This is a genomic window from Rhizobium sp. PEPV16, from assembly GCF_008919455.1.
In the GTDB taxonomy this organism is placed as follows: Bacteria; Pseudomonadota; Alphaproteobacteria; order Rhizobiales; family Rhizobiaceae; genus Rhizobium; species Rhizobium leguminosarum_Q.
Genome location: NZ_VSZV01000201.1, coordinates 1 through 12472, shown reverse-complemented (window position 1 = coordinate 12472; position 12472 = coordinate 1). Strand labels below are relative to the sequence as shown.

The window sequence follows — 12472 nt, the reverse complement described above, 5'->3', positions numbered from 1 at the left end:
TGTCAATCTCAATGCCATCGCTGCGGCAGTCATCGGCGGCACGAGCCTGTTCGGCGGGCGCGGCAGTGCCTATTCAGCCCTTCTCGGCGTCATCGTCATCCAGTCGATCGCCAGCGGGCTGACGCTTCTCGATCTGTCGTCGTCGCTTCGATACATGATCACCGGCGCTGTCCTGGCCGTCGCCGTCATCGTCGACTCGCTGGCACGCCGATCGCGAATTTCGCACGGCCGAGCCTAAAGCAACCAGAAAGCAGAGGAAGAAAATGGGACAGGATCTGTCTGGAAAAGTCGCGGCTGTCACCGGAGCGGCGTCGGGTATCGGCCTTGAATGCGCCAAGACCATGCTTGCCGCGGGCGCTCGGGTCGTGCTGGTCGACCGGAATGAAGACGCCTTGAAGGAAATCTGCTCGAAACTCGACGCCAACGCCATTCCCTTGGTCATCGATCTCATCGATCCGAAAAGCGTCGAACGGATGATGCCTGAGATTCTGGAGAAAGCCGGCCAGCTGGACATCTTCCACGCCAATGCCGGCTCCTATATCGGCGGCGAGGTGCTGGGCGGCGACCCGGATGCCTGGGACCGGATGCTCAACCTGAACATCAACGCCGCCTTCCGTTCGGTGCATGCCGTTTTGCCGCATATGGTCGAGCGCAAGACCGGGGATATCATCCTGACGAGTTCCGTCGCCGGCATGATCCCCGTCGTCTGGGAGCCGATTTATACGGCCTCGAAACACGCGGTCCAGGCATTCGTCCACACGCTGAGGCGGCAGGTGGCCAAGCATGGCTTGCGCGTCGGCGCTGTCGCTCCAGGCCCAGTCGTCACCGCCCTTCTCAGCGATTGGCCGCAGGAGAAGTTAGACGAGGCGCTCGCAGCCGGCGGCCTGATGGAGGCGAACGAAGTGGCCGAAGCCGTGCTCTTCATGCTGACACGCCCACGCAACATCACCATCCGCGATCTCGTCATCCTGCCGCAGAGCGCCGACATCTGACGAAAGTGCATCCGCCTTCTACACTCGCGAACCCACTCAAGAGGAAACGGCCATGATCTTCGACAGATTTCGCCTGAACGGACAGGTGGCGCTGGTGACTGGCGGCACGCGCGGCATCGGGCTTGCCATCGCCGAGGCGCTCGGCGAGGCGGGTGCTAAAGTCATCATCACCGGCAGAACCCGCAATCCGGCCGCGGAAGATCAGCTCTCCAAGGCCGGCGTGGATTGCGATTTCATCGCCGTCACCCTGACGAAGGAAAGCGCTGCCGCCGAACTCGTCGCTGAGACTCTTTCGCGGGCGGGGCGGCTCGACATCCTCGTCAACAATGCCGGCATCGCCATTCACGGCGACAGCGGCGAATTTCCCGATACCATCTGGCGCGAGATCATGACGGTCAATGTCGACGCCGTCTTTCGCGCCTGCCGCGCCGCATTAGCACCGATGCGGCGCCAAGGCGGCGGCGCCATCCTCAATATCGGCTCGATATCGGGCATCGTGTCCAACATTCCCCAGAACCAGGTCGCCTATAATACCTCCAAGGCGGCGGTCCACATGATGACGAAAAGCCTCGCCAGCGAAGTTGCCGCCGAGAATATCCGCGTCAACGCCATCGCCCCCGGCTATATCGAGACCGATCTGTCGCGCGGCGGCATCGACAATCCCGACTGGTTCCCAATCTGGCGCGGCATGACCCCGATGGGACGCGTCGGGCAGCCGGAGGAGGTGGCGGGTGCCGCATTGTTCCTCTGCTCGGCGGCGGCAAGTTATGTCACCGGCGAAGTGCTGGTTATCGACGGCGGTTATACGACGCGGTGAGACGTGAACAGGAGATGGGGGGAGGGTGGCTCGCAATAGCTTGGTCGGGGCGAGGTTCTCTCCTGCCGTCATATGGACAGCACATGCTCACGCCAGGCAATCAAGCATCCACTGGACTCCAAAGCGATCAGTGAGCTTACCATAATAGCTTCCCCATGGCTGGACGGCGAGCGGTGTCGTAATCTTGCCCCCCTCGGCCAGCCGTGCGAAGAGGCTGGCGGTACTGTCTCGGTCGTCCATGATCAGCATATGGGCGGAACCTCGCATCGGCTCGGCATCGTGATTGTCCGAGGCGAAGAACAGAATACCAGGTCCTTCGAAACGAGCGTGCATCACCTTGCCCCGCATGGCTTCGCTGGCAACGGGCATCCCGTCTGCGCCGTGGCGCTCCAATTGCGTGATCCGACCAAGCCCGCACTCGGCATAGAAGGCGAGCGCCTCTTCGCAACCGGTGGAAAAGAACAGATAGTTGGCAAGCTGCATGGTCTGGCTCCGTCAAGGCGCTGGACCGCGACGCCTGGTATCGCCGGCCCGGCATTGCATCAAGTCTGAGATTTCCGAGCGTACGCCGCCATCGTTACGAGGCGGCAACCGCACCCTGGATGGCGCCGACGAGATCGGCGTTGTTATAGCTGCGGCCGGCGATACCCCAGGCCCCTTCAGGCGCGTAGACGATGTTCGACCATATATGCTCACGCTTGAGCCGGCCTTCGGCGGCCTGTTCGATGACATCGGCCGCTTTTTCGAAGAAGGACTGTTTTGCTTCAGCGCTCACCAGCGCTATCTCGGGCAGCTTGAGCTCAACGAAGGCTGCAGCAATCGGCTCTCCCGCCGCAAGTACATGCTCCCGCGGCAGCACGTTGATCGTGCCGATAATATTGGCTGTCATGAAGTCATTGCCGGTCAAGCCGGCGGCATCGAGCACTGCGTCCGTCAATCCGGCAAAGGCCTGCGCCTGGGCCTCCTGTGAGAGCAGGCCTTCGGGTACGGTGAGCGTGATGGGCATCGCATGTCTCCTTGTTTGAACCGTGACCGTTTTTAATATATACCGATCACTCTTTATGCATACACATCGATCACTCTCCTAGCAAGACATAAAGAGTGATCGCTCTTAAAAGGGACATGCATGCGATACAGTGCGGGACATAAGCAGGAGACTCGAACGCGCGTCATTGCCGCGGCTGGACAGGTTTTTAGAAAGGAAGGCTATGGCGGTGCGGGCATCGATGCATTGACCAAGGCGGCAGGCGTGACCAACGGTGCCTTCTACGGACATTTCAAGTCCAAGGGCGAAGCCTTTCGCACCGCCGTGCTAACCGGCCTCGAAGATCTGCGGCAAGGAATTGCGGCGCTAAAGGCCAGTCAACCGAAAGACTGGCTGACGACATTCGTCGGCTACTATCTCGGCTATAAAAGAACCTGCGACCTGGCCGAGAGCTGCGCTCTGCCGAGCCTTTCCCCCGACGTCATGCGCGCAGACGATGAAACACGAAGCGCCTATACGGCAGAACTCAAACGTCTCATCGAGGAAGTTGCGGTCGGCTTGCCGGAGAGTGAGATACCGGGTCAATCCAAAAGGCGCCGGGAAGATCAGGCGATCTTGCTGCTCGCCATGCTCAGTGGCGGTGTGACCCTCGCCCGCGCTGCTTCAGACCCGGCGCTGTCCAAACGCATTGCAGATGTCATCGCGCAGGCTGCATTGACGACGATAGAGCCTGGAAACTGATCCACTGGCTTGGCGACATCACCTTGCTCAGGGGACGCCTTTCCGAGCAATGTTCCGATCAGTCTCTGGAACGTCAGCTCGGTCCGGGGATGGTGATTTCGAACTTGGTGCCGGCGCTGGTCGTCTTCACCAGGCGGATCGTACCGCCATGAGAGCTCAGCATGGCACGGACGATACCGAGGCCCATGCCGGTACCGCCCTGTTCGCGGCGGGTTGAGAAGAACGGCTGAAAGATGCGTTGGCGATTTGCCTCGGAAATACCGCTGCCGTCGTCACAGACAAGAATGACGGCTGTTCGGGCATCGACCGATATTCTGAGTTCCAACAGCGTGGCACCGTGCTGAAGAGCGTTTTCGGCAAGATTGGCAAACACGATGCCGGCTGCCTCCTGGGGAAGAGCAACCGATATTTCCGTATCGCCGGCGCCGGAAATATTGAGAGCGGGAAATCGCCCGCGCAGTGAGGATATGATGTCCGTGATGCTGCTTCTGCCCTCGGCGACAGGCGTTTCCGCCTGCGCAAGTTCCCTCAGCCGCTGCAACAATGCATCGAGCCGGACGGCATCGGCGATGATGTTGTCGAGAAAGTGCAAACGCTGCGCCTTCGTCATCGGCCTTTCGGCATCGTCATCGCGCAAAAGCTCTGCCGCACCGCGGATGGCCGTCAGCGGCGATTTCAGTTCGTGGGAGACATGGGCGGCAAAGGAGCGAACATATTCGGTGCGATCGACCAGTTTTCCGGCGAGATCGAGGAAGCTTTGCGACAGGACGGCGATCTCGCGCGTTCCATAGCTTTCAAGCGGCTGGATTGCTCCCTTGCCGCCGCGGGCGATCTCTTCCGTCCGGGCGATCAAAGCGTCGATAGGCCCGGTGATGGTGCGCGTCAGCACATAGGCAACGCCGAGCGTCAGTATGAAGGCGACGACGAGGGCGCCGATCTCCGCTGGTGCCATCCGGTTCGAACTCGCCTCCACGGCACGAAACCAGATGACGATCAGGATCGGCAGCGCCATGACCGCGAGAAGCACGACATAGACGATCAGCGCCAGCGTCGGCCGCCATTTCGTCCTGATTTTCGGTGCCGACATCAGGCCTTCCTCCCGCTTTCGATGCCGAGTTTGAAGCCGATGCCGTGAACGGTTGCAATGATCGCGGAACCGCCGACCGCCAGGAACTTGGCCCTGATGTTGCGGATATGGCTGTCGATCGTCCGGTCAGCGACATAGGTTCCAGCGCCATAGGCCGCCGCCATCAGCTGTTCGCGGCTGAAGACCATATCGGGGCGTGACAATAATGCGTTCAGGATTGCGAATTCGAGCGCTGTCATTGCGATGGTGCTCTCGCCAAACATAACCGTCCTGCCACGCCGATCCAGGCTGAGTTCACCGGCGACAAGGGTGGCGTGGCGTCTATCAGCCCCCGCTTCATTGCTGCTGCGCTTCAAAATCGCCTTGACCCTAGCCACGAGTTCGCGCGGACTGAACGGCTTGGTGACATAATCGTCCCCGCCGATTTCGAGACCGAGCACCCTGTCGATCTCCTCGTCGCGCGCCGAAAGGAACAGGATCGGCAATGCCGACGTCTTGCGGATATGGCGACAGACCTCCAGGCCGTCCATGTCGGGCATGCCGATATCGAGGATGATGAGATCGATGTTGCCGCGGCGGAAGGCCGTCATCGCCTCGGTGCCGTTACGGGCGGCCATCGATGCCAGGCCGGCGCGCTCAAGGGCGAAGCAAATCACGTCGCGGATATGAGGTTCGTCATCGACGACGAGAATGCGGGGCGCCATCACCAGTCCTGCATTGGTTTGTCGTGCCTGTTGTTATCGTTCTCGTTCTGTCTTGCAATGGGAGCCAGAAGATAACTCTCCAACCGCGCCGCCCGGAAGGTCCAGTTCCGCCAGTCCCGCCGGCGCATCTCAAAATTCCTGGCGAGGTAGTACCGAACTGTCGCAGCTTGGCTCCTCTGGTCGATCAGGTGATCCGGCAGCTTGAGGAGGTAGAGATCGAGCGCCGGAATGACGGAAGGACCGAGCGAGGAGAGATAATCGAGGTCGAGCGGCGGGCCTTCATGGCTGATCTCCTGGCTGTGGGCGACATTGAAGCGGGCGATGACATCAGGGAAATCGATGAAGGCGCTGATATAGAGCACAGCAATCAGGGAAGCGAGGTTTGCGGCGATCAGCCACTCGTTGGATCGGTTGAGCAGAATGCGCAGCAGGATCAAGACAAGGCCGAAAGCGACGAGGCCCATCCAGAGACCGGCGGCGACGCGCAGTTCCGTCAGCGAATAGGCCTCGACGTAAAGCCCAAGCCGCAGCATCGAGGACAGGCAGAGAAGAATGTTCTGACCGATCCAGGCGTGGACGAGGCCGCGGATCAGCGAATTTTGATCGCCAGGCCCGCCGCGCCGCATGGCGAAGAGAACAAAACCGGCGGCCAGAAGCGCCGTCGCAATCAGCGGATAGGCGCCGCGATGAGCGTATTCGGCATAGCTCATGTGATCGGGCAGGTCTGCGCCGCCCCAGAGATAGACGAGATCGAGAAGTGTCTGCACGGCAAAGAGCGCGTTGAAGAGGAGCAGCGACCGCAGCAGGGAGGCCTGGCCGAACAGTGCATTTCTGGTCGGTACGATGACGAACGCCCTGCTGGCTTGCGACCTCGCAATGCGCCGCTTCAGGCGCGGCCGCAACATCGCCCAGACCACAGTAGCGATCATCATCCAGAAGCCGATCCGCCAAAGGTCGAGAAACTGCAACAGAACGGCAAAGCGGATGCTGCGCAGCGCGATCTCGATAAGCGGGTTTGCAGCCGCAAAGAGGAACACGAAGACTGCGGCGAGAGCGAGCGGCATGATCCAGAGGCCGACGCCCTGCCAAACGACGGTGAAGGAGAAACGTTTGGCCGGCGTCTTAAGATATTTCCTAATATCGCCGGCAAGCCGCAAGGGAATGACAAGAGTGAAACGGAGAAACACCAGCGGCAGACCGGTCAGACTGCGAGGCATAGGCCTGGCGCCGACGAGAGCAACCGCTATCAGCGCACTGAAGCAAAGGGCGATGCCGGTTAATGAGGGCGCTTCCAGCAGAGGTGCCGACGCCAGAACCGCGAAACCAAGCAGGAGTGCAGGCATTGACGGCGCCCGGACCTTCCCGGCCGAAAGTAGAATGCCGGCGCAGACGGCGAGCGCAAACAGGAAAAGGTTTATGCCGGGCATCTGACCAAAGATCAGAAAATCAGCCAGCGCCACCAGCGCAAATAGCGTGGCAATCCGGCCGCCGCCACGCCTGATCGGCATTGCTTCTGTCAGGGTGTCGGTTGTGTCCATTGGTGCTCCTCTCGCAGATGCCGCTTTTCGATCACGATGAGCATGGTTGCTGGGGTCTCCTCGGAGGCGGTTCCTCGAGGCCAGCTCGCCTCCGTCAGCCACCATCCGTCATTGCGGAGGCGATCCGGCAAAGCCGGACGGTGTGGCGCGAGGGGGATGTCGTTCTTGCTCATGGCGGAAGAATGCCGCGCCAAATTGCAGATTTTGTGCAGAGAGTGAGCAGCAATTCAGGAAAATCACCCGGACCTATGAGGTCATGCAGCAGGCCTCTCCAGATCATCGTGTGAAGATAGCCTAGTAGAATTTACGATTGCCGCGGACGGCTCTTTCCATTCGCGCGGGACGGCGTCGCCGGCCTGTTTCCGGCGATCGGGATCGAGGCAATCAGCCTGGCGAGAGCCGCCTGGGATCGTACCCCCGTTTTGCCAAAGCATCGGCCGGTGTGGGTTTTTACCGTGTTGGACGAAATTCCAAGAACCCGGGCAATCTCGGGCAGATTCATTCCGCTGCCGATCAGTGCGGCGACCCGGGTTTCGGCTTCGGTCAGGCCAAAGATGTGTTGCAGTTGTTGCGCTTGCCGACGCGTCTTCGCTTCCGGATCGACGATATGAATGAGGACGCGCGCTCCACTATCAACCGCATCCCATATCGAAACCGCTGTCGGTGCAAGCGGCGTGATCATCACCAGATAGGGCGGCAAACCCGATGGCCGGGAGATCGACAATGCCCCGTCGAAAGGCGTGTCTTCGCCATCGGCTATCAGCAAAGCCTGACGAATGGCGTTCACTAGGCGGGTGGATGTCTTCGAAATATGGGCGGCAAGTGAGGGTCTCTCGGATCGGCTGAGAAAAATGCCGTCGGCCTGCTTGAGCAGTGCTTCGGCAGCCGCATTCAAGAGAAGGACGGCACCCCGACTATCGATCAGCACGGCCGCATCCGCGATTGCATCGATCAGCCGTTGCGGCAATTCGGGTGCGCGGGCGATCCGGTTTACCTGAAAGGAAAGATCGATCGCCCGCGCCATATGCGGGCTCAGCCGCTCTAACCGTGCTGCCGCTTCCGCGGCATGCTCGTCTTGCTGACGAGACAGGAACAGAGCGACACCGCCGATACCTCCCCGCTCGTGCAGGCTCGCATGCGGCAGGAAGAGCTGATTGAAGATGTTTTGAGGCTCGCAGATATCGGCGTAAAACGCGGAATGCCTTACGGCCTCTGCATCGATCAACCTATTGCCGACTGCAATCTCGCCCGGCTTTACCTTCTCGAATTCGCGGGCATAGGGGTTGCCCGTGTAATGCTGAAGATAGAGCGCATTCAAATCTTCACGCATGCGGCCGGGGATCAGAAAGCTGCCGCGGCCATCAGGTGCCTGATAGACAATATTTCCGGCGACGGCACCGACGTAATCAACGATCGCGCACAGCGTATCCGGCCATAGTTCTGAACGGACCGCCGCCTGATAGACAGCATCAACGATATCGACATGATCCATATCAGCGCCGCTCGTTTTCACGATGATGGTTCCGCCAAATGCAACGATCGCACCATTTCGATTACTGCCTAAATGTCTGAGAGGCAAGATAGCGAGCCTCACCCGATCAGGCGATATCTTGCGCCGTCTCGTTCACCGAATGACTTACCGGGATTTGTGAGAAGATCGTTGAAGAAATGGAGAGGGCTTCATCTGAATCTTGGCGCGCGCTTGGCATTGTGAAGCAATTCGGAGGCGGTCGCGAACGGGCCGAAAAGTTTGAGCAGCAGCGCCTGTTCCTCGGCATCTATCCGATGGCGAGCGCAGAACTCGGTTACGGACCAGACTTTCGTCAGATCGTCTGTCTCGATTTGCTTGGGTTCGATGTGTTCGGTCAAGGGCGTGTCCTCCGAACTTCGAGACTACTCCTCCGCCGCGTCTATAAGAACTAGCTAAAAAGGATTATATACCGGCGTCCCGCCGGGCCTTGTATCAGAGTGGCGAATATGCGGACGCCCGCCGATTGCGCGGCGGGCGTCGTGTCTCACTGATCTATCGCTGCGGATCAAACACCGACGCCGTCGGGATGAGCATCCGTGCCGGTGATGTTCAGCGTCACCTTGGCAGTGTCCGTGTGGCCTTCGCCATCGGAGATCTTGTAGTAACGGAGAACTTCCGTGTACGTCTGACCTGCATCCAGATCCGAGGTCAGTTCATAGGTGAATGTGCCATCCGCCTTGACGTGGAACATGCCGTAGGTGCCGGCAACGTCGGTAACGGCGCCATCCTTGGCGTCTACCTGCTCGGTCAGGAACTGACGCAGGAACATCTTGCCGTTGTCGCCGGCAATGTCGTTGTCCAGAACGTTGCCGCCGATGGCGCTGCCTTCGGTGAAGCTGAAGGTATCCTCGACTGCGATCGGCTTGACTTGCGTTACGCCCTGGATGTTCAGGGTGAACAGGCCGACATCGGTATGACCGCTGCCGTCGGAGATCTTGTAGGAAACCTTCTCCTGGAACGATTCACCGTTGGCGAAACCGATCTTGGCGGCGTCGCTCAGGACATAGGTGTAGCTGCCGTCCGGCTTGACGAAAAAGGTGCCGTAATCGCCCTGGATTTCGGTAACCTGGCTGTTGCCCTGCTTGGCGCCTACGCTTGCGCCGTCGAAGGCGCGCAGGAACAAGTGGCCGTTGTCGGAGGAATCGTTGGAAAGCAGATTTCCGGAAATAACGTCGGTTTCTTGAAATGTTGCACTATCATCAGTTGCATGTATCGGCGAAGCCATTGCTCTCTCCTCAAAATGTTTATTAGCGGGTCAATTTCGACCTCAGCGAGCGGCTCCTTTAACAACCTATTAATACTACAAGTCAATGGCCTATTTAACGGAAGGTTAATTTCGATGGCGATCTTCGCGTTGCTTCCATTCTGGCGGAATAATGTCACTCCCGCGCAAAATTGAAGAAAATTCGGCAAAAACTATACCCGGCTAACTTGAATAAAATGGTACTGAGTATATCTGAAGGCGATTGGCGATGCCCCGCGCCAACCATCCGGGCTATCCGTTGCAATTCTGCTCGCTGAGCCCTATGTTGCTGATGTACCCGATCCAAGCTGAAATCCAAGCCGTTGCCGGCTGCGGATTGAGACGCTTATGGATCGGCGCGCGCCTTAAGGCTGCGTGATGGGCAATCCCACAAACAATCGATAACGCTGGCCAAGGCCGGCAAAGGATTTCTTTTTGAACAATACACATACAGTCACCGCGGTTGCGGCGGCGAATCCGCGTGAGGATGACGAGGCTGTCCGCAATGCTCCCAAGAGCTGGAAGCCGTTTCCCTGCCTTCTCACCCGCCGCGAATTGCAGGCTCTGATCGCCGAGCAGCTCGGCTGAGCGGCGATCGGCGCACCATCCCAAACAAGGAGAACTCGCAATGCAGGTACTCGTCAGAGACAACAATGTCGATCAAGCGCTCAGAGTCTTGAAAAAGAAAATGCAGCGCGAAGGGCTGTTCCGCGAAATGAAGGAACGGCGCGCCTATGAGAAGCCGTCCGAACGGCGCGTCAGGGAAAAGGCACAGGCGATCAGCCGACATCGCAAGGCTGCACGCAAGCAGATGCAGCGTGAAGGCCTGCTGCCCGGTCCGAAGCGGGCGGTGGCCGCTCGTTAGCGGCTTTATCCTCGCCAGCCTTCCCGGGCTTTGGCGGTTACATTCCCCTGAAAGGACAGACAATGGACGAACTCAATAGCCTCACCGTTTCGGAAGAACGCCTCGAGGATTGCCGCGATGTCGTGGCGCCGGATCTGCAGGATCTGATTCAACGCGCTCTGACATCGGGCTTTTCCCGGGAGGAAGTTCTCATCGCCGTCAGCGAACTGGTCGCCGAAGACTTTGCAATGGTCATGAAAACCCCAAGCGTCCATTGATCGACTGCGTGCCTCAATCACCTTGGGAATGGGCTCATTAGGCCCGCCGACTGGGAACCTCGGCCGCGGCAGATGGTTACTTCGTCTCTTGCACAGATGGAGATGACGATGGCCAATCAAGACGATGCGACACGGGTATGGGAATTGATCGACAAGATCGGGTTTTGCATGCTGACGACCCGCAGCGGCGACGATCTGCGAGCCCGGCCGATGTCCGCCTATACCGCGCAGCTCGAGAATGCGATCTATTTCCTGACGGATGTCAGCAGTCACAAGGACGATGAAATCACTCGCTGGCCAAACGTGTGCCTCGCCTTTGCCGACACCAAGGGACAGAAATATGTTTCCGTATCGGGGACGGCCGAGGTGCAAAACGACCGGGAGAGAATCAGGGAATTATGGGCAACGCCGGCAAAGGCGTGGTGGGACAATCCCGACGATCCTTCCATCCGTATCCTCAAGATGACGCCGGCTTCGGCCGAATATTGGGACAGCCCAGGCACGATCATCAGCTATATCAAGATGGCGGCCGCAGCAGTCTCGAACAGCAAACCTGATATGGGCGACAATGCCGAGGTCAAACTCTAAAGCGCGTCGCGATCTTTCAGATTCGCGTGCCGCGCTTTAGGTCTTTGTTTTTCCGCATGTCTTTGCCGCAAAACCGCTGCACACTTTTGCGAGACATGCTTTAGCGCATCGTCGGCCATTAAGGCCGCTTACAGCGCCGCATCTTTCAGGCGCAAAGGATGCTGTAACACTTTGAATTGCTGCATCATTTTATCCTTGGATCGATTCCGGCTAAGGAATTATGCCGGAGCCGATGCCTTGACGAAATCGATGAATGCGCGGAGCGGCGCCGGTACCAGCCGACGCCCGGGATAGTATAGGAACGGCCCGGAGAAGCGTTGCCACCACGGTTCGAGGATGGGCTCGAGCGCGCCACTGTCGATATGCGGGCGCAGCCAGTCCTCGAAGAGGCAGACGATCCCTGTTCCTGATATCGCTGCATCGACGGCCAGGTCGGTCGCCCCGCCGACCCGCACGATCAGCGGCCCCGTCGGATCGACCCGCACTATCTCGCCATCGCGCTCGAACTCCCACGGCGCCGTCATCGCGCCGCTGGCAAAGCGACCCAATAGACAGGCATGGCCGAGCAGCTCGCTCGGTTGTTGCGGCCGGCCACGGCGATCGAGGTAGTCCGGGGAGGCTGCGATGGCAAAGCGCTGGACGCGTGGCCCGATCGGTATCGCGATCATATCCTGCTCCAGCCGCTCGTCATAGCGGATGCCGGCGTCGCAGCCGGCCGCGATCACGTCGACAAAGCTCTCGTCGGTGACCACTTCCAGCCGAATATCGGGATAGGCGGCGAGGAACGGTGGAACGATGGCGGGCAGCACCAGCCGCGCCGCGCTGACCGGCACATTGAGGCGCAGCGCACCGGCCGGCCTGTCGCGAAAACCGTTGACGACGTCGAGGGCAGACTCCACCTCGCTCAAAGCAGGGCCGAGCCGCTCCAGCAAGCCCTTGCCCGCTTCGGTCGGGACGACGCTTCGTGTTGTCCGGTTGAGCAGCCTGACGCCGAGCTGAGCCTCCAGGCGGCGCACCGCTTCGCTGAGGAAGGAGGCGCTGCTGCCGCTGACGCGCGCGCCTTCGCGAAAACCGCCGGCACGTGCCACGGCAACAAAGGCATTGAGATCACCCAGATCTGCTTT

At 59.5% G+C, this 12472-nt stretch carries 16 protein-coding genes and 1 pseudogene; 8 read left to right on the top strand and 9 right to left on the bottom strand.

The annotated features are described in order from the left end of the window. The 3 genes and pseudogenes from FY112_RS05755 to FY112_RS05745 form a co-directional block, all read left to right on the top strand. Window positions 1-238 (top strand): annotated as a pseudogene (locus FY112_RS05755) (sugar ABC transporter permease); the annotation flags it as partial. A 25-nt stretch (window positions 239-263) separates the two neighbouring features. After that, on the top strand, window positions 264-992 hold the full coding sequence (locus FY112_RS05750; protein ID WP_017958278.1) for an SDR family oxidoreductase: 729 nt from the start codon (window positions 264-266) through the stop codon (window positions 990-992). Between the two features lie 52 nt (window positions 993-1044). Then, on the top strand, window positions 1045-1809 hold the full coding sequence (locus tag FY112_RS05745; protein ID WP_151517937.1) for an SDR family NAD(P)-dependent oxidoreductase: 765 nt from the start codon (window positions 1045-1047) through the stop codon (window positions 1807-1809). Between the two features lie 87 nt (window positions 1810-1896). Here FY112_RS05745 and FY112_RS05740 read toward each other — a convergent pair whose 3' ends face one another. Both FY112_RS05740 and FY112_RS05735 read right to left on the bottom strand, forming a co-directional pair. After that, the gene (locus tag FY112_RS05740) at window positions 1897-2292 is read right to left on the bottom strand and encodes a VOC family protein (protein WP_062940466.1); all 396 of its coding nucleotides are present in this window, start codon (window positions 2290-2292) and stop codon (window positions 1897-1899) included. A 94-nt stretch (window positions 2293-2386) separates the two neighbouring features. After that, window positions 2387-2815, bottom strand: coding sequence for a hypothetical protein (locus FY112_RS05735; RefSeq protein WP_062940465.1), 429 nt, complete (start codon window positions 2813-2815; stop codon window positions 2387-2389). Window positions 2816-2935: 120 nt separating this feature from the next. On the opposite strand from FY112_RS05735, the gene FY112_RS05730 reads away from it, so the two are divergent. Then, window positions 2936-3535: a TetR/AcrR family transcriptional regulator gene (locus tag FY112_RS05730; RefSeq protein WP_151517936.1), complete on the top strand. Its 600-nt coding sequence runs from the start codon at window positions 2936-2938 to the stop codon at window positions 3533-3535. Between the two features lie 73 nt (window positions 3536-3608). Here the strand turns inward: FY112_RS05730 and FY112_RS05725 are convergent, their stop codons facing one another. From FY112_RS05725 to FY112_RS05695, 6 genes are all read right to left on the bottom strand, one after another. Next, window positions 3609-4622 carry a HAMP domain-containing sensor histidine kinase gene (locus FY112_RS05725; protein ID WP_131709598.1) on the bottom strand — a complete coding sequence of 338 codons (1014 nt, stop codon included), beginning with the start codon at window positions 4620-4622 and terminating at the stop codon, window positions 3609-3611. Then, window positions 4622-5326, bottom strand: coding sequence for a response regulator (locus tag FY112_RS05720; RefSeq protein ID WP_151517935.1), 705 nt, complete (start codon window positions 5324-5326; stop codon window positions 4622-4624). Before FY112_RS05720 ends, FY112_RS05725 begins: the two co-directional genes overlap by 1 nt. Then, complete coding sequence (locus FY112_RS05715; RefSeq protein ID WP_151517934.1) at window positions 5326-6864, bottom strand: DUF4173 domain-containing protein; 1539 nt, start codon at window positions 6862-6864, stop codon at window positions 5326-5328. Before FY112_RS05715 ends, FY112_RS05720 begins: the two co-directional genes overlap by 1 nt. Before the next feature lie 304 nt (window positions 6865-7168). After that, window positions 7169-8443, bottom strand: coding sequence for a helix-turn-helix transcriptional regulator (locus FY112_RS05705; RefSeq protein ID WP_151517933.1), 1275 nt, complete (start codon window positions 8441-8443; stop codon window positions 7169-7171). A gap of 101 nt (window positions 8444-8544) precedes the next feature. Beyond that, window positions 8545-8733, bottom strand: a complete 189-nt coding sequence (locus FY112_RS05700) for a hypothetical protein (protein ID WP_017958272.1) — start codon at window positions 8731-8733, stop codon at window positions 8545-8547. 167 nt (window positions 8734-8900) lie between these two features. Then, window positions 8901-9620 carry an Ig-like domain-containing protein gene (locus FY112_RS05695; RefSeq protein WP_017958271.1) on the bottom strand — a complete coding sequence of 240 codons (720 nt, stop codon included), beginning with the start codon at window positions 9618-9620 and terminating at the stop codon, window positions 8901-8903. A gap of 453 nt (window positions 9621-10073) precedes the next feature. Between FY112_RS05695 and FY112_RS36625 the strand changes: the two genes are divergently transcribed. The 4 genes from FY112_RS36625 to FY112_RS05675 all read left to right on the top strand — a co-directional run bounded on the left by FY112_RS36625 (window position 10074) and on the right by FY112_RS05675 (window position 11348). Beyond that, on the top strand, window positions 10074-10226 hold the full coding sequence (locus FY112_RS36625; protein WP_168279639.1) for a hypothetical protein: 153 nt from the start codon (window positions 10074-10076) through the stop codon (window positions 10224-10226). 40 nt (window positions 10227-10266) lie between these two features. Further along, a complete protein-coding gene (gene rpsU, locus FY112_RS05685; RefSeq protein ID WP_003538346.1) occupies window positions 10267-10503 on the top strand; it encodes a 30S ribosomal protein S21 in 237 nt (78 codons plus the stop codon). Window positions 10504-10565: 62 nt separating this feature from the next. Then, on the top strand, window positions 10566-10760 hold the full coding sequence (locus FY112_RS05680; protein WP_151517932.1) for a hypothetical protein: 195 nt from the start codon (window positions 10566-10568) through the stop codon (window positions 10758-10760). Between the two features lie 108 nt (window positions 10761-10868). Then, on the top strand, window positions 10869-11348 hold the full coding sequence (locus tag FY112_RS05675; RefSeq protein ID WP_065284573.1) for a pyridoxamine 5'-phosphate oxidase family protein: 480 nt from the start codon (window positions 10869-10871) through the stop codon (window positions 11346-11348). A 218-nt stretch (window positions 11349-11566) separates the two neighbouring features. On the opposite strand, the gene FY112_RS05670 is transcribed toward FY112_RS05675, so the two are convergent. After that, window positions 11567-12472 (bottom strand): LysR family transcriptional regulator (locus FY112_RS05670; RefSeq protein ID WP_151517931.1); only part of this gene is annotated, 906 nt, incomplete at its 5' end.